Genomic DNA, 23,686 nt, shown 5'->3' with positions numbered 1-23,686 from the left:
CCCGAAAATGCTCAATAGCTGCCGGACTTTACAGGGTTTGCCCTGGTTGGCGAGCGGTTTTTGCGGCGCGTCATTCCTCGATGCAGAAACGCACGGAACGGGCGGGAAGCACCTGATTCCACAGCTCGCGGGAGGCGAAATGCCTCCATCCCCAGCCGGGAAGCGCGAAGCTGGCCTGCTCGTGGCCGCGGTTGAAGAGGATGGCGATGCGGGTGTCCCTGTCGGTCTGTCGGTCGAGCGTCTTCAGCACCATGCCGAGCACCGGGTTGCCGGGATTTTCCCAGTCGCCGACCTCCATGGGCTTGCCGGAGGTGGACAGCCATTCGACATCGCCGTTGCCGGCGAAGAAGGAGGTTTCCGAAAAGACCGCGAAGCGTTTTCGAAGCGCGGCGAGTATGGCGGTGTGTTCGACGAGCACCTTGTCAATCTTGCTCCAGTCGAACCAGGTGATCACATTGTCCTGGCAATAGGCATTGTTGTTGCCGCGCTGGCTGCGTCCGGCTTCGTCGCCCATGGTGAGCATCACCGTGCCGCGGCTGGCAAACAGGGTGGAGATGAGGGCCGCGGCATCGCGGCGGCGGTTCTCGTTGATCGCCGCATCCTCGGTCTCGCCTTCGACGCCGTTGTTCCAGGAGAAATTCTCGCCGTGGCCGTCGCGGTTCTGTTCGCCGTTCGCCTCGTTGTGTTTGTGCTCGTTGGAGACGAGATCCATCAGCGTGAAGCCGTCATGGGCGGCGAGGAAGTTGACGGTGCGGCTGCGGCCGGACCTTTCGAAAATATCCGATGACCCGGAAAGCCGCGTGGCGAGCGCGCCGGTCGTCCATTGGTCGCCGCGCCAGTAGCGGCGCATGTCGTCGCGGGCGCGGTCGTTCCATTCAAGGAAGGGTTCCGGGAAATTGCCGAGCTGGTAGCCGCCGGGCCCGATATCCCACGGTTCGGCGATCAGGATGCGGTCCTTCAGCGCCTCGTCGGAGATCATCGCCTTCAGGGTCTCGCCCTTGGCGTCGAAGCCGCCTTCCGTGCGGCCGAGGACGGGAGCGAGGTCGAAACGGAAACCGTCTATGCCGGCATGGACGACGAAATGGCGGAGCGTATCGACGATCAGCCGGCGGACATAAGGGTGGTCGCAGGCGACCGTGTTGCCGGTGCCGGTATCGTTGACCAGATGGCCGGGCTCGCCGTGGACATGGCGGTAATAGGAGCGGTTGTCGATGCCGCGCATGGAGAGTGTCGCGCCAAAGCGGTCGCTCTCGCCGGTATGGTTGAAGACGAGATCGAGGATGGTGCCGATGCCGGCCTGGTGCAGCGTCGCGACCGTCTCGCGCAGTTCCCTGATGCCGCCGGGGCAGAGGCGCGGGTCGAGCGCCATGAAGGCAACCGGATTGTAGCCCCAGCCGTTGGTGAGACCGAGCGGGGGAAGGTGGCGTTCATCGATCCAGGCGGTGATTGGCATCAGTTCGATGGCATCGACGCCGATCTTCTTCAGGTGCGCGACGATCGAGGGATGGGCAAGCGCTGCGACCGTGCCGCGCTGTTTTTCCGGGATCGCTGGATGGAGCATGGTGAAGGGTTTGACCGCGACCTCGTAGACGAAGCCGCCGGGCGGCAGGATCGGCCGGCCGATCTTGGCGAGCGGATCGCGGGTGACGATCGCCCTTGGAACCAGATCGGCGGTGTCGACGCCGAACATCGAGAGCCGGGCGTCGTGCCGGAAGGGGCGGTCCAGTTCGCGGGCATAAGGGTCGACGAGCAGTTTCGAGGAGTCGAACCAGGAGCCGTTATCGGGATCGTAGGCACCCCAGGCGCGGTAGCCGTAACGGGCGCCGGCACCGAGTGCCGGCACCGAGATGCGGTGGATGTCGTCCCGGCCGCGCACCAGCCGGTGGCGGGCGGTTTCCTTCTTTCCCTCGGCGTCGAAAAGGCAGAGCTCGATCCGCTCGGCATGGTGCGACCAGACGGCGAAATCCGCGCCGTCTGCCGTTAAAGTCACGCCGCCCTGGATCGCCGTTTTTGCCATAGGGTCAGGTAATCACGGTCGGCTTGTCGCGGCCTGTCCTCTTGCGCAGATCGGAGATCTGGTCGGCAACAGCGATGAGGTCGGCGAGCGCCTCCTGCGTGTCGATCGCGTGACGGGACGCGTCCGGCTCGTAGCGCTCGACATAGACGCGGATCGTGGCGCCCGACGTGCCGGTGCCGGAGAGGCGGAAGACGACGCGGGAGCCGCCTTCGAAGAGGATGCGGATGCCTTGGTTCTTGGAGACGGAACCATCGATCGGATCGTGATAGGCGAAGTCGTCGGCAGTTGCGACCTTCAGCGCGCCGAACGACTGGCCGGGGAGGGTCGCCAGCTTGTCGCGCAGGGCGATGATCAGCAGGTTGGCGGCGTCCGAATCGACCTCTTCGTAGTCGTGGCGGGAATAGTAGTTGCGGCCGTATTCGGCCCAGTGCGACTTGACGATCTCCTCGACGCTTTCGTTGCGGGCGGCCATGATGTTCAGCCAGAAGAGCACTGCCCAGAGGCCGTCCTTTTCGCGCACGTGGTCGGAGCCGGTGCCGAAGCTTTCCTCGCCGCAGACAGTCGCCTTGCCGGCGTCAAGCAGGTTGCCGAAGAATTTCCAGCCGGTCGGGGTTTCGTACATGCCGATCTTCAGCTTTTCGGCGACACGGTCGGCGGCGGCACTGGTCGGCATGGAGCGGGCGATGCCGGCGATGCCGCGGGCGTAACCGGGAGCGACGGTGGCGTTGGCGGCGATGATCGCAAGGCTGTCGGAGGGGGTAACGAACATGCCCTTGCCGACGATCATGTTGCGGTCGCCGTCGCCGTCTGACGCGGCGCCGAAATGCGGTCCGTCGGGGCTCATCACGTCGTCATAGAGTTCCTTGGCGTGGACGAGGTTCGGGTCCGGGTGGTGGCCGCCGAAATCCGGCAGCGGAACCGCGTTGCGCACCGAGCCTTCCGGGGCGCCGAGGCGGGTTTCGAGGATCTGCCGCGCATAGGGGCCGGTGACGGCGCCCATCGAATCGATGACGACATTGACGCCGCTGGCGATCAAGGCGCGGATCGACGGGAAGTCGAACAGCTGCTCCATCAGCTCGACATAGTCGGCGACCGGATCGATCACCTCGACCGTCATGCCGGCGACGTCGAAAGTACCGATCGCATCGAGATCGAGATCGGCGACCTCTGCGATCTTATAGGTATCGATGACCTTGGAGCGGGCGAAGATCGCGTCGGTGATCTTTTCCGGGGCCGGACCGCCATTGCCGATATTGTATTTGATGCCGAAATCCTCGGTCGGGCCGCCGGGATTGTGGCTGGCCGAGAGGATGATGCCGCCGAAGGCCTTGTACTTGCGGATGATGTTGGAGGCGGCAGGTGTCGAGAGAATGCCGCCCTGGCCGACCATGACCTTGCCGAAGCCGGCGGCCGCGGCCATCTTGATCGCCTTCTGGATGACTTCGCGGTTGTAGTAGCGGCCGTCGCCGCCGATCACCAGCGTCTGACCGGCGAAGTCTTCGAGGCTGTCGAAGATCGACTGGATGAAGTTCTCCGCGTAGTTCACTTGCGCGAAGACCGGAACCTTCTTGCGCAGGCCGGACGTGCCCGGCTTCTGATCCTGAAAGGGTGTCGTCGAAACGGTCTTGATCATGGTTATGATCCTTTTTTGGCAATGAGGCTGGTATAGAGGCCGGCATAAAGCCCGGCGCTTCTTTCCCAGGAGACGTCGGATTTCATGCCCTGCTTCTGCATCCCCGTCCAGACCTTCGGCTGGTGGTAGAGGCCAACGGTGCGGCGAAGCGCCCGGCGCAGGTTGTCGGTGGTGACCGGGCTGAAGGAGATGCCCGTCGCGGCCTTGGAGGCGACCGCCGCGTGGCTGGCGTCGATGACGGTGTCGTTCAAACCGCCGGTGCGGGCGACGACCGGAATGCAACCGTAGCGCAGGCCGTAGAGCTGGGTGAGACCGCAGGGCTCGAAGCGCGAGGGGATGACGATCGCGTCGCAACCAGCCTGCATCAGGTGGGAGAGCGGCTCGTCATAGATGGAGAGGACGGAGACCTTGCCGGGATGGCGCTTGGCGGCAGCATGGAAGGCATTTTCGAGCGCCCGGTCGCCGGAGCCGAGCACGGCGAGCCGTCCGCCCATCGCGATGAGGTCATCGAGCGTCTCGGCGAGCAGGTCCATGCCCTTCTGCCAGGTGAGACGTGAGATGACGCAGAAGAGCGGCCCGGCCTCCTGGTCGAGGCCGAAGCGCTCGGCGACCGCCCGCTTGTTCTCGGCGCGGATCTTCAGCGTCGTCGCATTGTAGTGGGCCTTCACGGCGGGATCGGTCGCCGGGTCCCAGATCTCGGCGTCGATGCCGTTGACGATGCCGTGCAGATCGCCCTGGCGGATCGTCAGCAGGCCTTCGAGACCCATGCCGAATTCGGGGGTGAGGATTTCCTCGGCATAGGAAGGGCTGACGGTCGAGATTGCCCAGCTCGTCTGCAGCCCGGCTTTCAGGAAACCGACGCCGCCGAAATATTCGACACCTTCGATGCTAAAGGCGTGCGCCGGCAGATCGAGATAGGGGAAGATGTCGGCGCCGTACTGGCCCTGGAAGGCGATGTTGTGGATGGTGGTGAGCGTCGGCACTTCCGGCTCGTCGGAATAACGCATGTAGGCCGGCACCATCGCCGCCTGCCAGTCGTGGACGTGGACGATATCAGGCCGCCAGCCGCCATCGCCGTCCGCCATGGCGCCTTGGGCGATCATCGCGCCGGCCTTGGAGAGGGCTGCGAAACGACGCCAGTTGTCGAAATGGTCCTTGCCGGTAGCATCGGCATAAGGGCCGCCTGGGCGGTCGAAGAAGACCGGCGAATCGAGGATGAGGAGATCGAGTCCCTGATGCTCGACTTCGAGAAGGTCGGCCCTGGCGCCGAGCAGGTTTTCGAAACCCAGGCGGAGCTTGGCGCCCTTGACGGCCCGCATCACCGCCGGATAACCGGGCATCAGCGTCTTGACCGAAACACCATGCCCTTTCAGGGCAAGCGGCAGCGCGCCGGCCACATCGGCCAGCCCGCCGGTCTTCACGAGCGGATAGACTTCGGACGCGACCGAAAGCACTTGCATAACGCGTTACAGATCCAGTTTGTCGATCATCGACTGGGTGATCAGGCAGATGCCGGTTTCGGTGCGGCGGAAACGTTTCGCATCGAGTTCGGGATCCTCTCCGACCACCAGGCCTTCGGGAATGGTTACACCGTGATCGATGACGACATTGCGAAGCTGCGCGCGCCGTCCGATCCTGACATTCGGCAGCACGACCGCGCCCTCGAGGCGGGAATAGGAATTGGCGCGCACCCCGGTAAACAGCAGGCTGCGATTGAGCGACGAACCGGAAATGATGCAGTCGCCTGACACGACCGATGAGGTTGCCGAGCCGCGGCGGTTTTCGTCGTCATGGACGAATTTCGCCGGCGGGGTGATTTCCGCGTAAGTCCAGATCGGCCAAGATTTGTCATAGATATCAAGCCCGGGAACGATTTCCGTCAGGTCGATATTGGCCTGCCAGTAGGCGTCGACCGTGCCTGCGTCGCGCCAGTAGGGTTCGCGCTCGAAATCGGACCGAACGCAGCTATCGGCGAACCGATGGGCGACCGCTTTGCCGTGCTCGACGATATAGGGAATGATGTCCTTGCCGAAATCGCGGCTGGAGCCGGGGGTTTCCGCGTCGCGTTTCAGCACGTCCATCAGGAATTTTGTGTGGAAGACGTAGATGCCCATCGAGGCGAGCGCGAAATCCGGATTGCCGGGAATGCCGGGCGGATCGGCCGGTTTTTCGACAAAGGCGATGATCTCGTCCTTCTCGTTTACGTGCATGACGCCGAAGCCGGTTGCCTCCATGCGCGGCACTTCGAGGCAGCCGACGGTGACCTGCGCCCCGGAATCCACATGCTGCTGGAGCATGTATTCGTAGTCCATCTTGTAGACGTGGTCGCCGGCGAGAATGACCATGTATTCGGGCGCATAGGCCTCGATGATGTCGATGTTCTGGAAGACGGCGTCGGCGGTGCCTTCGTACCATTGCGTCTCGGAGACGCGCTGGGAGGCGGGCAGGATGTCGAAGCTCTCGTTGCGCTCGGGGCGGAAGAAGTTCCAGCCGCGCTGCATGTGGCGGATCAGCGAATGCGCCTTGTACTGCGTCGCCACCCCGATGCGGCGGATGCCGGAATTCAGAGCGTTGGAGAGCGCGAAATCGATGATGCGCGCCTTGCCGCCGAAATAGACCGCCGGCTTGGCGCGGCGGTCGGTGAGTTCCTTCAATCGGCTGCCGCGACCGCCGGCAAGCACATAGGCCATGGCATCGCGCGACAGAGGCTGAATTCTTTTTTCGTTCATCGTTCCCTCCCAAGGTCCCTTATGCTTGTTCCAGTTCGAGCATGATCGTCGCGAGCGGCGGTAGCGTGACTTCGGCCTGGATGGTTCCTCCCGCGTTCACAGCGTGAACGCGACCGCCATTGCCTTTGCCGCTGCCGCCGTAGATCTCGGCGTCGGTATTCAATATTTCCCGCCATCTGCCTTCGATTGGCAAGGGGATACGGAAATTCTCACGATAGACAGGGGTGAAATTGCTGATTACCGCCACCGGTTTTTCTCCCGGCGACATGCGCAGCCAAGCATAGACGGAATTTTCCGCGTCGTCGGCGATCAGCCACTGAAAACCTTCGCCCTCGCAGTCGCGGGCATGCAGTGCGGGTTTCGAGCGGTAACAGAAATTGAGATCGCGCACCAAGCGGCGCATGCCCTCGTGCGGATGGTACTGAAGCAGGTTCCAGTCGAGCGAGCGGGCTTCGCTCCATTCGCTCCACTGGGCAAATTCCTGGCCCATGAACAGCAGCTTCTTGCCGGGATAACCCCACATGAAACCGTAATAGGCCCGCAGGTTTGCGAATTTCTGCCAGTCGTCGCCGGCCATCTTGGCGATCAGCGAACCTTTGCCATGCACCACTTCGTCGTGGGACAGCGGCAGGACGAAATTCTCCGAATAGGCGTAGAGGAGGCCGAAGGTGAGTTCGTGGTGATGGTGTTTACGGTGGATCGGTTCACGCTGCAGGTAGCTCAGCGTGTCGTGCATGAAACCCATGTTCCACTTGAAGCCGAACCCGAGGCCACCCTCGTGAACGGGCTGCGAGACCTTCGGCCAGGACGTGCTCTCCTCGGCGATCGTCATCACGCCTGGATGGGCGCCATAGGAAAGCGAGTTCATCTTCTGCAGGAAGCGCACCGCTTCGAGGTTCTCGCGCCCGCCATATTCGTTCGGCACCCATTCGCCCTCTTTGCGCGAATAGTCGAGATAGAGCATGGAGGCGACGGCATCGACGCGCAGGCCGTCGAGATGGAATTTTTCCGACCAGTAGAGCGCGTTGTTGACGAGGTAAGAGAGCACTTCGTTGCGGCCGAAATTGTAGATCGCGGTGTTCCAGTCAGGGTGGAAGCCCTGGCGCGGGTCGGCATGCTCGTAAAGTGCGGTACCGTCGAAGAAACGCAGGCCATGGGCATCGGTCGGGAAATGCGCCGGCACCCAATCGAGGATGACGCCGAGACCGACCTTGTGGCAGCCGTTGACGAAGCGGGCAAACCCTTCCGGCTCGCCGAAGCGGGCCGTCGGGGCGAAAAGCCCGGTCGTCTGGTAACCCCAGGACGGGTCGAAAGGATGTTCGGTGATCGGCAGGAATTCGATATGGGTGAAGCCCATGTCGGTGCAATAGGGGATCAGTTCCGAAGCGAGATCGTCCCAGGAGAGGAAGGAGCCGTCCGGCTTTTTGCGCCAGGAGCCGGCATGCACTTCGTAGATGGTGATCGGCTGGCGGCGGTGGTCCGCCTTTTCCCAGAATTCCCGGTGGGCGTCGTCGTCCCATTTCTGGGAGAGTTCCGGTGCGGTGACCGAGGCGGTGTCGGGCCGCAGTTCGGCACGCCGGGCATAGGGATCAGCCTTCAGCGGCAGGAGCTTGCCGTTCTTGCCGACGATCTCGAACTTGTAGGCGGAGCCAGCCCGCACGTCGGGGGCGAAGATTTCCCAGATGCCGGTATCGACGCGCAGCCGCATCACGTGCCGGCGGCCGTCCCAGCCGTTGAAGTCGCCGACGACGGAAACGCGCTTGGCGTTCGGCGCCCAGACGGCGAAATGGAAACCGTCGACGCCCTCGTGTTTCAGGGCATGGGCGCCCATCTTGTCGAACAGGCGCAGATGTGAGCCTTCGCGGACGAAATAGTCGTCCATGGGCCCCAGCACCGGGCCGAACGTGTAGGGGTCCGTCACCGCCCATTCGTCATCGCCACGGCGGGCGCGGTAACGGATCGGCTGGAGGTGGGTGGCGTTGACGACGCCTTCGAAATATCCGGCGTCGTGGCGGCGCTTCAGTTCCCCGAGTTCGGTGCCATTCAGCGAAAGAGCGGTGACCGCTTCCGCTCCGGGCACAAAACAGCGGACCCTAAAACCATCCCCGAGCTTGTGGAGCCCGAGGACGGCAAAGGGATTGGTATGCCTGCCTTCCAAAATCGCCTCGATCTCGGATAACGGAATCTCGCCTGGGGCTCTCCCGTCATCGACGCGCGGCGATTTTTTCATCAGGCTCTCCAGATTTCCGACGCATACTGACGAATAGTTCTGTCCGAGGAGAACCATCCCATCCGGGCGGTATTGCGAATTGTCTTCGAATACCAGGATTTAGGGTCGGACCAGATTTGGTCAACGTTACGCTGGGCTTCCGCGTAGGCGTCGAAATCTGCAGCGACCATGAACCAGTCATGATTGTAGATGCCGTCGATCAAGCCGGTGAAGCGTGAGCGGTCGTCCGGCGAGAAGACACCGGTCGCGATCGCGTTGAGCGCCTGGGCCAGTTCACGCGACTTCTCGATGATGGCGCGGGGCTGGTGGCCTTCTTCGCGGACCTTGGCGACTTCGTCGGCTGTCATGCCGAATATGACGATATTTTCCTCTCCGACATGGTCGCGCATCTCGACATTGGCGCCGTCGAGCGTGCCGATGGTCAGCGCGCCGTTCAACGCGAACTTCATGTTACCAGTGCCGGATGCTTCCATGCCCGCGGTCGAGATCTGTTCGGAAAGATCGGCGGCCGGAACGATGATTTCAGCGAGCGAGACGTTGTAGTTCGGCACGAAAACGACCTTCAGCAGGCCGCGGACGGCCGGGTCGTTGTTGATGGTGCGAGCCACGTCGTTGGCGAGCTTGATGATCAGCTTGGCGTTGTGATAGCTCGGCGCCGCCTTGCCGGCGAACAGTTTTACGCGCGGGACCCAGTCCAGTTCCGGATGCGAGCGGATTTGGTCGTAAAGGGCGACGGCTTCGATGATGTTCAAAAGCTGGCGCTTGTATTCGTGGATGCGCTTGATCTGGATATCGAACATTGCCGACGGATCGATGCGGATGCCCATGCGGCTGCCGACGAGATTGGCAAGCTGCACCTTGTTGGCCCGCTTCACGGCGGCGAACTTCTCCTGGAAGGTCTTGTCGTCGGCATGGGCATTGAGCCCCTGCAAGGCGTCCGTATTGTCGAGGAACTCGTCGCCGATCGCTTCCTGGATCAGCGAGGTGAGGCCCTGGTTGCACTGCATCAGCCAGCGGCGCGGGGTGATGCCGTTGGTCTTGTTGTTGATGCGGGTTGGATACATCGTGTGCAGGTCGGCGAACACCGTGACCTTCATCAGGTCGGTATGCAGGGCCGAGACGCCATTGACCGAATGCGAGCCGACAAAGGCAAGGTTGCCCATGCGGACGCGACGGTCGCCGCTTTCGTCGATCAGCGAGATCGAGCGGATCTGGGTGTCGGAGAAGCTCTTCTGCTTGCGCGCCTCGATCAGGATCAGGGCATTGATCGCATAGACGATCTGCATGTGGCGCGGCAGAAGGCGCTCGAACAGCGGCACCGGCCAGGTTTCCAGCGCTTCCGGCAAGAGCGTGTGGTTGGTGTAGGAGAAGGTCTGGCGGGTGACCGACCAGGCCTGCTCGAAATCCATGCCGTGGATGTCGGTCAGGAGACGCATCAGCTCGGCGATCGACACGGCCGGGTGGGTGTCGTTGAGCTGGATCGCGACCTTCTCATGCAGGTTGGTGAAGTCCGGATATTGCTGCAGGTGGCGGCGCAGGATGTCCTGAAGCGAGGCGGACGAGAAGAAGAATTCCTGGCGCAGGCGCAGTTCCTGGCCGGCCGGGTTGGCGTCGGCCGGGTAGAGGACACGGGTCAGGCTTTCGGCCTTGTTGCTTTCGCGCAGGGCGCCGATGTGGTCGCCGGCGTTGAAGGCGTCTAATAGAATCGGGTCGATCGGCTGGGCCGACCAGAGGCGCAGCGTGTTGACGCGCTTTCCGCGCCAGCCGACTGCCGGCGTGTCATAGGCCATGGCGATGACGCGTTCGGCCGGCTTCCAGACGTAACGCGGCGTCTCGTCGTAACCGCCGACCGTCTCGACGGTGCCGCCGTAACCGATCTCGTAGGAGCTTTCGCGGCGTTCGAATTCCCAGGGGTTGCCGTGGGCAAGCCAGCTTTCCGGAAGCTCGACCTGCCAGCCATCGGCCATCTGCTGGCGGAACAGCCCGTGGACGTAGCGGATGCCGTAGCCATAGGCCGGAATGTCGACGGTCGCCATGCTCTCCATGAAACAGGCAGCGAGCCGGCCGAGGCCGCCGTTGCCGAGTGCTGCATCCGGTTCCAGAACCGCAATCACGTCGATATCCACACCGAGCGAAGACAGTGCGTCGCGGATTTCCTGCATCAGGCCCATGTTGCTGACCGCGTCGCGCATCAGACGGCCGATCAGGAATTCGAGCGACAGATAATAGACGCGCTTGCCGCCGGTTCTATAAACCTTGCGGGTCGATTCCATCCAGGTGTCGATGATGCGGTCGCGCACCACCAGGATGGTGGCGGTCAGCCAGTCGTGGGGCTTCGCCACCTTCGCGTCCTTGCCGATACGGTAGGTCAGGCGCTCGATGATCTCTTCCGCCATGATTTCGGGGCGAGAGCTGCGGGGGGCCGGCTGAGGAATTTCGACCGGAGAAGACGTGTTGTTCATATGTCGCCAACTTTCTGGGGAGCGGGAGGAAGGGCGTCCGATTCAGTCCATCTGGCATGATGTATAGAGACAGTTTATGCACCGTTATGACACTGCGCAATGACCGATTTATCTTTGCGTGTATCGGCTGGACAAGACCAACGAAAAACGCCCCGCCGGTGAAGGCGGGGCGTTTTGCGGCCTTTCTGGAAGGCAGGTTTAGTTGGTCAGGCGGGTGCCCGTCTTGGCGGCCTTGCGGGCGATCTCGCCGAAGCTCTCGACCAGCGTCGTCATGTCGTCCGGTTCGTAATAATATTCGGCCTTGCCGCTCGAGCAGTATTCGAGCAGGCTCTTGCCATTGGCCGGGGCCATGAAGGCGATCGTGTAGATCTTGATGCCGTCGGTCTTGGCCTGATCGCAGATGCCACGCACCTTGGTATCCAGCGTCTTGTTCCAGCTCGAGCTGTTGCCGGTCATTTCTCCATCCGTCATCAAAACGATGAAACGCTCGAAAGAGGTGTTCTTCTTGCTGTCGTGCGCGGTCTTTTCGGCGGCGTTGGCGGCCTTCAGCGCGTTGAAGGCGTTGGTCATCGCGCCACTGGCGTCGGTACCGCCGTCCGGCACGGCCGGCAGCTTGTTGACATAGGTGGACACGGCGGTCGTGCCCCAATCGATTTTCTGTTCGGTCTTGGTCTTGTCGTCGTAGCTGTCGGCGCCGACGCGGATCAGTTCGCTGTTGGGGTCGGCCTTCTTGAGCTCCGCGAACATCACTGCGGCTGCGGTCTTCAGCGACAGCATCTTGGACAGGTAGTTCGGCACGGTCCTGGTGCAGGTCTTCGGTTGCCACCAGTTGACGGTGCAATCATAGGATTCCTGCTTGGTGGGGTTGGTCGGGTCGACCGTCGTCGTATCCCAGGCCATCGAGCCCGATTCGTCGAGCGCCAGATACATGGAGAGCGCATTGCCTTCGCGGCCGCTCGCGGACTTGCTGTCGACGCTGACGCGCATGGCGGTGAAGCCGAGGAACGACGTCAGCCCCGTCAGCGGCACGTCATAGGCCGACTTCATGCTGACTTCGTAACTGGCCGCCGTGTTCGAGGCCGTCGCGATGGTCGCAAGGGCTGTGGTGTCTTTCTCGATCTTAGCGATCTGGGCGTCCTGTTCGGCGGTGGGCAGGCCGGAGTTCCGGATGTCGGCCTTTTTGGGGCCAAGCAGGAAATTCTTGGCGAGGGTCTGAGCCTCCTCAACCGTCATGGTGCCCTTGTCGGCCATGGCCGCCGCCGCCGCGAGCGTGGCGCTGTCGGCGAGCGCCTGCAGCTTGTTCTTTTCTTCCATCACGTGGGTCAAATCGACCGCGACACCGCCTACAGCCAGCAGCACGGGAAGCATGGCTGCCGTTATGATACCGAAATTACCTGCGCGGTCCTTTACCAACCGCCCAAAAAGCGTGTGCCTCATCATAGCCCCCAGATCCGTTCAATTCATTTGAACATCTGTGGGTGTATTCCTGTCGGGTATAGGAAGGCCTAAACCATTCGCTGCAATTTTAGCGAACTACAACAATCAGCGCCAAAACGGGGCGGGATTTCACGATTTCAGTGGAATGACGTCGACGGCCTGTTCGGCTTTCTGATTTCCGTAACCTTTAAGCATGCCGATGACCGGGGCGACGTCGGAATAGTCGCGGCCGTAACCGACGACGATGTGGTCGCTGCCGGCCGGGATGTTGTTGGTCGGATCGAGTTCGATATAACCCATGGTCTCGCCGCACCAGATCCGCACCCAGGCATGCATGGCGTCGGCGCCTTCGAGGCGTTCCTTGCCCGGCGGCGGGATGGTGCGCAGAAAGCCGCTGACATAACCGGCCGGAATGCCGAGGCTGCGGAGCGCGACGATCATGATATGGGTGAAATCCTGGCAGACGCCGCGCTTAAGCCGGAAGGCTTCCTTCGGCGTGGTGTCGACATTGGTCGCCTTGGCGTCGTAGGTGAAGTCCTTGTAGATGCGGGCGCAAACGGCAAGGGCGATCTCGCGCACCGTCTGGCCGGGCCTGACGATCTCGCGGGCATAGGCGGCGATCAGCGGCTCCTCGGCAAGGCGCGGGCTTGCGCCCGTCAGGTGATGGGGCGAGGCGGCATCGACAGACCAGAAATCCGCCAGTTCGTCGGCGAGCGTCGTCAGTTCCGGCGACAGGTCCGCGGTCATCGAGGTGGCTTCCACCATGACGCGGGCCTGCATGCGGATGTCGAGCGTTTCGTGCGGCGCGCGCAGCAGCACGGAGGTCGCCGACTGGCCAAAGAAATCGACGAAGGTGGTGCGCTCCTCGGCATTCGGGCCGACAGTGATCGAGCCGGCGATCAGCCGCTGCCGGTCGGGCAGCGACAATGGCAGCAGGCGGATGACATGGCGGGCGCCGGAGGCCGGCACGTCGTAGGTATAGCCCATGTGGAGCGAGAGGTCGTAGAGCATCAGCTGAAATAAGTCTGGCCGAGAATATCGGACAGCTTCTCCATCTCCTGTTCGAGCTTGCGGTAGGTCTCCTCGCTCATCCCTTCCGGGGTCATCACCGCAAGGCCGGAATGCAGCCGCATCGCCTCGCGGTAAAAGGGCGACATCTGACCGTTGACGAAGGCGTTCGGCAGCTGTTCCACCTCGGTGCGGATCTCGTTCAACTGGAAGAGGATCGAGCGCGGATTGAGCGGGTCGAGCCCCAAGAGGTCGGCGACCGTCAGCCTTGCGGTGGCGACGTTGTAGCGGCGGCGATGGGTCATGACGCTGTCGCCGATCTCAAGCAGCATGTCGAGCGAGCCGTCCGGCGCATCCGGGCCAGACATGTGGCCGAGCAGGCGGGTCATGTGCATGCCACGTTCGAGATGACGGCCGATCGACAGGAAACGCCAGCCGGTGAAACGGTACATGTTTTCATGCACCAGACCGGCAAAGCCCGCGAGCTTGCGCAGCAGGATGGTCATGGCATGCGAGGCGTCGTCGCCCGCATGCACGGTGTCGTGGAAGCGGCGGGCGGTCTTGGCCAAGTCTGTTAGTGCCAGCCAGCCATCCGGCGAGAAGCGGTCGCGGATATTGCTTGCCGAATAGATGGCGCTGTCGATGTTGCGCAAAAGCGTTGCCGGCACCGCCTTCACCATCTCGATGTCGGTGCCCTTGAGGTAACGGGTGACGTCGGCGAGCAGCGGCGCGTTCGGATCGGCGGATTCGGCATAACGCTGGTGCCAGGCGCGCAGGATGCGCAGCGCCCCTTCGGCCCGCTCGATATACCGCCCCAACCAGTAGAGATTGTCGGCGGCGCGGCTCGGCAGGCTGCCGGGCATGTTGCGGGTGAAACTCTCCTCGGGCGGCAGAAGCGTCGCCCTCGCGACCGGCTTGTCGCTGACGATCCAGACGTCGGCCGCAGCCCCGCCGGACTGCATGGCGATCGCCGCCACGTCGTCGCCGGCGCCGATGCGGGCAAAACCGCCCGGCATGATCTGCCAGCCGTGTTCGGTGCGGGCGGCGAAGACGCGCAACGACATCGGCCGCGGGGTGAGCTTGCCGTTGACATAGACGGGCGTCGTCGAAAGCGTCACCACCTCCTGGCCGACCAATTTGGCGCCTTCGGTCGCCAGCCATTCGCCGACCGTTTCCTTGGCGGTCTTGCGCAACGACGAGCCGAGCACCGACTGGCCGTTGTCGTCGAAGAAGGGCAACCGCGAATAGGCGGGACCGATGACCATCCGCTCGATATTCTTGGCGACGTGCTCGCGTTCCTTTTTCTGGCCGCACCACCAGGTGGCGATCGAGGGCATGATCAGGTCCTCGCCGATCAGCCGCCGACAGACGGTCGGTGCGAAGGCCAGCAGCGCGCGGGTTTCGAGGATGCCGGAACCGAGCGCATTGACGAATGTGAGCGCGCCGGCCCGCAGCGCCTGGACCATGCCGGGGGTGCCGATGTGGGAGTGCTGGTTGAGCTCGAGCGGATCAGCGTAAGCCGCATCGAGACGGCGCCAGAGCACGCCGACCGGCTTGAGGCCGGCGACGGTGCGAACCATGACGCGGTCGTTGACGACCGTCAGGTCCTCGCCTTCGAGCAGCATGAAGCCGAGATAGCGGGCAATATAGGCGTGTTCGAAATAGGTCTCGTTGGCGGGACCGGGCGAAAGCACGGCAATGCGGTCGTCCGGGTGCTGCTTGTGAGACTGCAGCGCATCGCGGAAGGCACCGAAAAAGGAGGCCAGCCGATGGACATGGCTCTCGGCATAGATGTCGGAGAAGGCGCGGGTGGTGGCGACGCGGTTTTCCAGCGCGAAGCCGGCACCCGACGGCGCCTGGGTACGGTCGGCAAGCACCCACCAGTTTCCGTCCGGGCCGCGTCCGATCTCGAAGGAGCAGAAATGCAGGTAATGGCCGCCGACCGGCTTGACGCCGACCAGCGGGCGCAGGAATTCAGAATTTCCGGCAATCAGCGCCGGCGGCAGGAAACCTTCCTGCACCAGCTTGTTCTCACCGTAGATATCGGCAATCAGCGCTTCCAGAAGATTGGCGCGCTGCACGAGGCCCTTGCAGACGGTTTCCCATTCCCGGCCGTCGATCAGCACCGGCACATGGCTGATCGGCCAGTTGCGCTCACCGCTCCCCTGAGCGCCGTAGGTGCGGTAGAAAACGCCGGCATCGCGCAGGTAACGGTCGGCGCGGGCGAAACGCTCGCGCAGCTCGCCTTCGGTCATGCGGCCGAGATGGGAGATCAGGTTACGCCAGACCGGCCGGATCTGGCCGTTCGCGTCGAGCATCTCGTCGGCAACGCCCGGCAGCGCCGCATAACCAAGCAGGGGATCGCGAGCGATCCCCTCTTTTGCCTTGCGTTCGGTTGCCGGTGCCTTGGACATCGGGTGTTTCAGACTCCTTGCGGCCGGCGCAGATCGAGCGTCAGCGGAAATTCGGGCGAGGGCATTTCTGCCAGAAGCGTATAACTTCCAGCGGTATGACCCCATGGTTCGAACCGGGCGAGCCGGCGCGCTTCCGCCTCGTTGCCGTTGACCGGGAAGGTGTCATAACTACGCCCGCCCGGATGGGCAACGTGATAGATGCAGCCGCCGATCGAACGGCCGGACCATGTATCATATATGTCGAATGTGAGCGGCGTATTAACCGGCAGGACCGGGTGCAGGCCGGCGGACGGCTGCCAGGCCTTGAAGCGGACGCCGGCAACCGAGACGCCGGACGTCCCGGTGCCCTTGAGCGGTACGGCACGGCCGTTGCAGGCCACGGTATAGCGGGCCGGGTTGGTGGTTTCGAGCCGGACCTGGAGGCGCTCGACCGACGAATCGACATACCGCACGGTGCCGCCGATGGCACCCTGTTCGCCCATCACGTGCCAGGGTTCGAGCGCCTGGCGCAGTTCGAGCTTGGAATCCTCGTATTCGACCTCGCCGAAGAAGGGGAAGCGGAATTCGAGCTGTGCCTCGAACCATTCGGGACGCAGGTCGAAGCCGTTTTCGCGCAGGTCCTGGAGGACGTCCATGAAATCGGCCCAGACATATTGCGGTAGCATGAAACGGTCGGCGAGCGCCGTGCCCCAGCGCACGAACCGGCCCTGCAGCGGGTTCTTCCAGAAGCGAGCGATCAGCGCCCGGACCAGCAATTGCTGGGCAAGCGACATGCGGGCATTCGGCGGCATTTCGAAACCGCGGAACTCGACGAGGCCCAAGCGACCGGTCGGGCCGTCCGGCGAGAACAGTTTGTCGATGCAGATTTCCGAGCGGTGGGTATTGCCGGTGACGTCGGTCAGAAGGTTGCGGAACAGGCGATCGACCAGCCACGGCAGTGGCGGGGCGCCTTGGCCGGGCGCCGGCACCTGGGCAAGCGCGATTTCCAGCTCGTACATCGAATCGTGACGGGCCTCGTCGATGCGCGGCGCCTGGGAGGTCGGGCCGATGAACAGGCCGGAGAACAGGTAGGAGAGCGACGGATGGCGCTGCCAGTGCAGCACCAGGCTCTTCAGCAGGTCGGGGCGGCGCAGGAACGGGCTGTCGTTCGGGTTGGCGCCGCCGACCACGACATGGTTGCCGCCGCCGGTGCCGGTGTGGCGGCCGTCGATCATGAACTTGTCAGCGCCGAGGCGGCTCTGGCGGGCTTCCTCGTAGATCGCGGTGGTGATCGAAACCGTCTCTTCCCAGCTGGCGGCCGGATGGATGTTGACCTCGATGACGCCGGGATCCGGCGCGACGCGGATGACGTTGATGCGCTCGTCATGCGGCGGAGCATAACCTTCGATATGGACGGGAAGGCCGATTGCGGCCGCAGCGTTTTCGGCGGCGGCGATTAGTTCGAGATAGTCCTCGATCTTTTCGACCGGCGGCATGAAGACGCAGAGCCGGCCGTCGCGGGCTTCGACCGAAATCGCGGTACGCACCGCGCCGCCGATTTCGCCGAGGGTTTGTTCGACGCGGCCGGGATTGGCGGCGTCGCCTGCCTTGAACGAGGATTCAGGCATGGCACGGCCGGCCGGGACGATCTCCTCGGGCAGCGGCTGGCGGGGGATCGAGGGGTCGGCCTCGTGGATATAGGGAAACTGCGATGGCGGAACATAGGGCAGGGTGCCGAGCGGCAGGCGATAACCGACCGGGCTGTCGCCTGGCACGAGGAAGATCTTGCCGCGGCGGGTGCGCCACCTCTCGCTGATCCAGCGCTTAGCCGCCGAGCTTCCCGTGGCCTGCGCGTTCCACGCCTGGACGGGCAGGACATAACCGCTGGCACTGGTCAGGCCGCGTTCGAAGACACGGGCGATACGGTTGCGTTCCTCCGGATCCTTGAGCTTGGAATTGGACGGATCGACATTGTCCGGCAGGTTGCCTTCCTTGATGATCCATTCCGCCGGATCTTCATAGGCCGGTACGACCATGTCCGGGGCAATGCCGAGTTCGCTTGCGATGCCGGTCAGGAGCTTGGCGGAATCCTGTTCGCCGATGCCATAGTCGCGGCCTTCCTCGGCGACGAGGTCGGGATTGGTCCAGATCGGTCGGCCGTCCTTGCGCCAGTAGAGCGAAAAGGTCCAGCGTGGCAGGGTTTCGCCCGGATACCATTTGCCCTGGCCGTAATGCATGAAGCCGCCGGGCGCGAAACGCTCGCGCAGCTTGCGGATCAGGATATCGGCCTTTTCGCGTTTGGTGGGGCCGACTGCATCGGTGTTCCATTCGCCGGATTCGAAATCGTCGATCGATACGAAAGTCGGTTCGCCGCCCATCGTCAGGCGCACGTCCTGCGCCTTCAGCACGCGGTCGACCTGTTCGCCGAGGTCGTTCAGCGCATCCCACGACTCATCGGAGAAGGGTTTGGTGATGCGCGGATGTTCGGCGACCCGGTTGACCTTCATATCGAAGGCGAAGGAGGTGTCAGCCTCGCCGAAATAACCGCCGGATATCGGCGCGGCATTGCGGAAATGCGGCGTGGCGGCAAGCGGGATATGGCTTTCGCCGGTCAGAAGTCCCGAGGTCGGATCGAGGCCGACCCAGCCGGCGCCGGGAAGATAGACCTCGCACCAGGCGTGCAGGTCGGTGAAATCGACTTCGGTGCCGGAGGGACCGTCGAGCGCCTTCAGGTCCGGGGTGAGCTGGATGAGGTAGCCCGAGACGAAGCGGGTGGCGAGGCCGAGATGGCGCAGGATCTGGACAAGCAGCCAGCTGGTGTCGCGGCAGGAGCCCATGGCGGAAGTCAGCGTCTGCTCCGGCGTCTGCACGCCCGGCTCCATGCGGATGACATACCCGATCGCCTGCTGCAGGCGGGCGTTGATGCCGACGATCATGTCGACCGTCGGCTGGCCCGGGGACATGTCGAAGGTCTTGAGGTAGTCGACGAGCGCCGGTTCCGGCGGCTCCGGCACCATGTAGATCGACAGGTCCTCGACCAGTTCAGGCGGATAGCTGAACGGCCATTTCATCGCGTCCTCTTCGACGAAGAAGTCGAAGGGATTGTAGACCGTCATGTCGGCGACGAGGTCGACCTCGATCTTGAACTCGGTGACGGGGTCCGGAAAAACGAAGCGGGCGAGGTAATTGCCGTAAGGGTCCTGCTGCAGATTCACGAAGTGATTGGAGGGCGTCACCTTCAGCGAATGGCTGAGCACCTTGGTGCGCGAATGGGCGGCCGGTTTGAGGCGGATGATCTGCGGTCCGAGACGGACGGGCTTGTCGTACATGTAATGGGTAAGGTGGTAGATACTCGCCTTGATCGACATACTTCCCCTTGCCGGCCTTTACGCTGACCGATCGATGATCGTTGCCGGGATTTTGTGCAATGCACGAGAATAAAGCAAGGCGTATTCCAAGCTTATCGCGATGCGGCAATACTGGTGAAATACGTAGGGTTTGCAGTCTTCAATCCAGCGTGCGGCGGAAACGGCGGACCGCGATCAGCATGGCGACGGCCATCAGGCCGGCCAGCGCCAGCGTGTCATAGACCAAGGTCTCGATGCTAGCGCCCTTCAGCATCACCGCCCGGACGATGCGGATATAGTGGGTGAGCGGCAGCGCCTCGCCGATCCACTGTGCCCAATTGGGCATGCCGGCGAAGGGGAACATGAAGCCGGAGAGAAGAATGTTCGGCAGGAAGAACATCATCGCCATCTGCATGGCCTGCAGCTGGTTGGCGGCAATCGTCGAGAAGGTGTAGCCGATCGACAGGTTGGTGATGACGAAGAGGGCGGTCGCCGCGGTCAGCGACAAGGAATCGCCGAGGATCGGCACCTGGAAGACGAGGATGCCGACGCCGATGATCACCAGCGCCTGGATGAGGCCGATCAGCACGTAAGGGGCGATCTTGCCGAGCATGATCTCCAGCGGCTTGATCGGCATCGACAGCAGGTTCTCCATCGTGCCGCGCTCGACCTCGCGGGTAACGGAGAGGGCGGTGAAGATCAGCAGCGTCATGGTGAGGATCGTGCCGAGCAGGCCGGGGACGATGTTCAAGGTCGAGGAACCTGCCGGGTTGTAGCGGCGGTGCTGGACGATCTGGAAGGCGGGTTTCACAGGCTCCGCTAGAGTGATTTGGCGGTCGTTTTCGAGCGCGGTCGAGATGATACCGGAGAGTGCTCCGAGCGCCGAGCTTGCGGCCACCGGGTCGGTGGCGTCGGCGGCGACCAGCAGCGAGGGCGAATCGCCGCGGCGCAGCGAGCGTTCGAAACCTTCGGGGATTTCGACGACGAACAGCACCTTTCCCGATTGCAGCAGCGAATCCATGTCCTCGGCGCGGGTGACAACCGATTTGATCTCGAAGAAGTCGGTGTTCTTCAAGGCGGCGAGGATGGAGCGGCCGACATCGCTGTTTTCGCGCATCAGCACGGAGGTCGGCAGGTTGTGCGGCGTGGTGTTGATGGCAAAACCGAACAGGAAAAGCTGCATGATCGGCAGCATGACCATGGTCGCGAGCGTGATGCGGTCGCGGGTCATCTGGATGAATTCCTTGACCGTCATCGCCCAGAAGCGGCCGAAGGAGCTGCCGCCCGAAGAGCCATTGCCGTTGGTATTGCCGGGCGCCGGGGTCATTTGAAATTGTCCTCCGAGCGGCGCATCAGGTCGATGAAGGCGTCTTCAAGCGTCGGTTCGCCCTTTTCCCATTTGAGGCCGGGCCTGTCGCGATAGGGAGCGATTGCCTGTTCGAGGGTTGCGGCATCGCGGCCGGCGACATGCAGGCTGGTGCCGAAGGGGGCGATCATGTCGACACCGGTTGCCTGTTCGAGTTCCGCTTGCAGACGGTCGGCGCCCGGGCCGGAGACGGTGAAGGTGACGAGGCCGGTGCCGGCGATCACCTCGTCCACCGTGCCTTCGGCGAGCAGTTTTCCGTAGGCGATATAGGCGATCTCATGGCAGCGCTCGGCCTCGTCCATGTAATGGGTCGAGACCAGCACCGAGAGGCCGTTGGCGGCAAGCGCATGGATCTCGTTCCAGAAATCCCGGCGGGCCTTCGGGTCGACGCCGGCGGTCGGTTCGTCGAGGAGAAGAAGTGCCGGTTCAGGCAGTATGCAGGCGCCAAGCGCGAGGCGCTGTTTCCAGCCGCCGGAAAGCTCGCCGGCCAATTGTTTCTCGCGGCCCTTGAGGCCGAGGCGTTCGATTGCAGCGCTCGCCTTGGCGCGCGGATCGGCGAGGCCATAGACGCGAGCGACGAATTCGAGGTTTTCGCGGATCGACAGGTCCTGGTAGAGCGAGAATTTCTGGGTCATGTAACCGACCCGACGGCGGATGCGGTCGCTTTCGGTCAGGATGTCGAAGCCGAGGCAGGTGCCGTCGCCGCTGTCTGGCGTCAGCAGGCCGCAGAGCATGCGTATGGTAGTCGTCTTGCCGGAGCCGTTGGGGCCGAGAAAGCCGTGGATGCGGCCTTTCTTCACCGACATGGAGAGGTCGTCGACCACCTTGCGGCCGCCAAAGCTCTTGGTGAGGTGATGGACGTCGATCACCGTTTCCGGGGCGTCGACTTCGTAGGTTTCGGCGGCGGTCATAGGCGTGGTCCGGGCAGGACGTCGACCGGCTGGCCGGGGCGGAGCACCTTCGGATCGGTCGGGATGGCCTCGATGCGGTAGACGAGTTTTGCACGCTCTTCGAGGCTGTAGATTTCCGGCGGCGTGTATTCCGCGTTCCTGGCGATGAAGCTGACTTTTGCGTCGGACGGCCGGCAGGCGTCGCAGGTGACACGAACCGGCTGACCGAGCGACAGGCGGGCGATCTCGGTTTCCGGCACGAAAAAGCGGATGCGGACGTTTTCGGGCGGCAGGAGTGCGACGATCGGGCGGCCGGCGGGGACGACTTCGCCGTTCCTGTAATAGAGCGTCTCGATGCTGCCGGCAGCGGGTGCCGAAACCGAGCGGCGGGCCAGCGCTGCCTGCGCCGAGGCGAGATCGGCCTTGGCGGCGGCGACCGATTCCTCCGTCTGTCGCAGCGTCTCATCGCGGGCGGGGAGGGCGGCGAGGATGATCTGGCTGCGGACGTTGTCGAGGGCGGCGCGGTTGGCGGCCTCGGTAGCGGTCGCCGTATCGAGATTGGCGCGCGTCGCGGTGCCGCGCTCGACGAGAACCCGGGTGCGGTCGAGATCCTGTTCGGCGAGGTCCAGTCGGGCGGTGGCTTCCCGTTCGGAAGCGCGCAGCACGTCGATCTCTTCCGGGCGCTTCTGGGCGGCATGCGCCAGATCCAGTTCGGCCTGGGAGCGGGCAAGCGCTGCGCGGGCCGCGGCGACGGCGGCTTCTTCGCTTGAGGAGTCGAGCCTGAAGAGCGGCGCGCCGGCCGCGATCGTTGCGCCCTCGGCAATGTTTACCTGGGTGAGCCGGCCGGCACTTTCGGCACCGATGAACAGTGTATCTGCCTCGACCCAGCCCTGGTAGGGGCGCGGCGGCTTATCGGCGAAGAGGAAGGGCAGAGCAGCGAGGGCAGCGCCCGCGAGGATGATGATGGCGAGGACGCGCTTCATTTCGCACCTCCTTCCGGCACGAACAGGGTTTCCAGGAAGGCGTCGAAGAGTTTTTGGGTGTCGAGGTGTTCGTAACCTTCGAACAGCGTCGTCCATACGATCGACAGCAGAGCCGGTGCGATGACGATCTGCGGGAGTTCGGCGATGGCCGGGTTGCGCAACTCGCCGCGCTCGGCCGCCCGCTTCAGGAGGATGCGCAGCACGCCAAGACCCTTGGAAATGATCTCGCGGTGATAAAATTCGGTGACGGCCGGAAACATCGGGCCTTCGGCCAGGATCAGCCGCAAAAGATGGCGGCGCTCGGTCTCCAGCACCTCGCGCTTGAAGAGGGTGTAGAACATCGAGATGGCGAAACGCGGCGGGATGGCTTCGTTGGCCGCCAGCCCGTCGATCTGACCGAGAATCGGCGAGGCGATGCCGGAGACGAGTTCGGTGAACAGCGCCTCCTTGTCCGGGAAATGCAGGTAGACGGTGCCCTTGGCGATGCCGGCGCGGGCCGCGACATCCTCCATGCGGGTGGCGGCAAAACCACGCTCGGAAAAGCAGGCAAAGGCGGCGGCCAAGATATCGGCACGCCGCTGCTGCGGGTCGCGTTTCTCTCTTTTCCTCTCGGGCATCGTCTATATTCTCAATTATGACTGACTGGTCGGTCATTAGCACGGATGAGGATAATTTACAAGCGCTGTAGCGGGAAATGGGGATGTTGGGTAACTCTGGGAGACGTGGTCGGAAACCTTTGGAGGATGTCGTGTCGCTCGGCAGGCTGGTGATCTATGTGAAGGATGTCGAGGCGACGGCGCTCTTTTACGAGACGCATTTCGGCTTCCGGGCGATGCGGCTGCCAGGCGACAGGATCGTCGAACTGGTGGCGCAGGACGGCGGCGTCAATATCATGCTACATCCGGCCGGCCGCGGGCTAAGGAGCGGCCAGGCGATCGTCAAGCTTGTCTTCGACGTCGAAGATGTCGAGGCGTTCTGCCGGCGAAGCGCCGAAAACGGCCTGCATTTCGGCCCCATCCACAAAGCCGACGGCTATGTCTACGCCAACGCTAAGGACCCTTGCCTGAACTCCGTTTCAGTTTCCAGCCGAGCCTTCCGGAAGGCGGGTTAAAGCGGTGCCGCATCAGAGTCTGCGGGACCTGCTCTGCCGATCCCGGTGAAATATCTTTTTGATTAGGGTATTCTCTTCAA

At 63.2% G+C, this 23,686-nt stretch carries 15 protein-coding genes; 1 reads left to right on the top strand and 14 read right to left on the bottom strand.

What is annotated here, in order from left to right:
- Nucleotides 1–70 precede the first annotated feature (70 nt).
- From glgX to RG540_RS15355, 14 genes are all read right to left on the bottom strand, one after another.
- Entirely contained in the window at nt 71–2,017 is a 1,947-nt protein-coding gene (gene glgX / locus RG540_RS15420) for a glycogen debranching protein GlgX (protein WP_038589577.1), read from the bottom strand.
- A gap of 4 nt (nt 2,018–2,021) precedes the next feature.
- Nucleotides 2,022–3,650, bottom strand: a complete 1,629-nt coding sequence (locus RG540_RS15415) for an alpha-D-glucose phosphate-specific phosphoglucomutase (protein WP_038589574.1) — start codon at nt 3,648–3,650, stop codon at nt 2,022–2,024.
- Between the two features lie 2 nt (nt 3,651–3,652).
- A complete protein-coding gene (glgA, locus tag RG540_RS15410) occupies nt 3,653–5,110 on the bottom strand; it encodes a glycogen synthase GlgA (RefSeq protein ID WP_038589571.1) in 1,458 nt (485 codons plus the stop codon).
- Nucleotides 5,111–5,116: 6 nt separating this feature from the next.
- Nucleotides 5,117–6,379 carry a glucose-1-phosphate adenylyltransferase gene (gene glgC, locus RG540_RS15405; protein WP_038589568.1) on the bottom strand — a complete coding sequence of 421 codons (1,263 nt, stop codon included), beginning with the start codon at nt 6,377–6,379 and terminating at the stop codon, nt 5,117–5,119.
- A gap of 19 nt (nt 6,380–6,398) precedes the next feature.
- Nucleotides 6,399–8,609, bottom strand: coding sequence for a 1,4-alpha-glucan branching protein GlgB (gene glgB / locus RG540_RS15400; protein ID WP_038589566.1), 2,211 nt, complete (start codon nt 8,607–8,609; stop codon nt 6,399–6,401).
- Entirely contained in the window at nt 8,609–11,071 is a 2,463-nt protein-coding gene (locus tag RG540_RS15395) for a glycogen/starch/alpha-glucan phosphorylase (RefSeq protein WP_038589564.1), read from the bottom strand. The genes glgB and RG540_RS15395 overlap by 1 nt, the downstream gene beginning before the upstream one ends.
- A gap of 198 nt (nt 11,072–11,269) precedes the next feature.
- Nucleotides 11,270–12,430 carry a vWA domain-containing protein gene (locus RG540_RS15390; RefSeq protein ID WP_162182806.1) on the bottom strand — a complete coding sequence of 387 codons (1,161 nt, stop codon included), beginning with the start codon at nt 12,428–12,430 and terminating at the stop codon, nt 11,270–11,272.
- A gap of 207 nt (nt 12,431–12,637) precedes the next feature.
- Nucleotides 12,638–13,519, bottom strand: coding sequence for a transglutaminase family protein (locus RG540_RS15385; RefSeq protein WP_038589559.1), 882 nt, complete (start codon nt 13,517–13,519; stop codon nt 12,638–12,640).
- Entirely contained in the window at nt 13,519–15,930 is a 2,412-nt protein-coding gene (locus tag RG540_RS15380; protein ID WP_038589556.1) for a circularly permuted type 2 ATP-grasp protein, read from the bottom strand. Before RG540_RS15380 ends, RG540_RS15385 begins: the two co-directional genes overlap by 1 nt.
- An 8-nt stretch (nt 15,931–15,938) precedes the next feature.
- Nucleotides 15,939–19,277, bottom strand: coding sequence for a transglutaminase family protein (locus tag RG540_RS15375; RefSeq protein ID WP_038589554.1), 3,339 nt, complete (start codon nt 19,275–19,277; stop codon nt 15,939–15,941).
- 139 nt (nt 19,278–19,416) lie between these two features.
- Complete coding sequence (locus RG540_RS15370) at nt 19,417–20,583, bottom strand: ABC transporter permease (protein ID WP_038589553.1); 1,167 nt, start codon at nt 20,581–20,583, stop codon at nt 19,417–19,419.
- Nucleotides 20,580–21,533: an ABC transporter ATP-binding protein gene (locus RG540_RS15365; protein WP_038589551.1), complete on the bottom strand. Its 954-nt coding sequence runs from the start codon at nt 21,531–21,533 to the stop codon at nt 20,580–20,582. The genes RG540_RS15370 and RG540_RS15365 overlap by 4 nt, the downstream gene beginning before the upstream one ends.
- Nucleotides 21,530–22,495, bottom strand: a complete 966-nt coding sequence (locus tag RG540_RS15360; RefSeq protein ID WP_038589549.1) for an HlyD family secretion protein — start codon at nt 22,493–22,495, stop codon at nt 21,530–21,532. Before RG540_RS15360 ends, RG540_RS15365 begins: the two co-directional genes overlap by 4 nt.
- Nucleotides 22,492–23,112 (bottom strand): TetR/AcrR family transcriptional regulator, encoded by a 621-nt coding sequence (locus RG540_RS15355; protein WP_038589546.1) that lies wholly within the window; start codon nt 23,110–23,112, stop codon nt 22,492–22,494. Before RG540_RS15355 ends, RG540_RS15360 begins: the two co-directional genes overlap by 4 nt.
- 131 nt (nt 23,113–23,243) lie before the next feature.
- Between RG540_RS15355 and RG540_RS15350 the strand changes: the two genes are divergently transcribed.
- Nucleotides 23,244–23,606, top strand: a complete 363-nt coding sequence (locus RG540_RS15350; protein WP_038593927.1) for a VOC family protein — start codon at nt 23,244–23,246, stop codon at nt 23,604–23,606.
- Nucleotides 23,607–23,686 lie beyond the last annotated feature (80 nt).

The organism is Neorhizobium galegae bv. orientalis str. HAMBI 540 (genome assembly GCF_000731315.1).
Lineage (GTDB): Bacteria > Pseudomonadota > Alphaproteobacteria > Rhizobiales > Rhizobiaceae > Neorhizobium > Neorhizobium galegae.
Note: the sequence above shows the minus strand (reverse complement) of the source record. Positions and strands in the feature narration are given on the sequence as shown.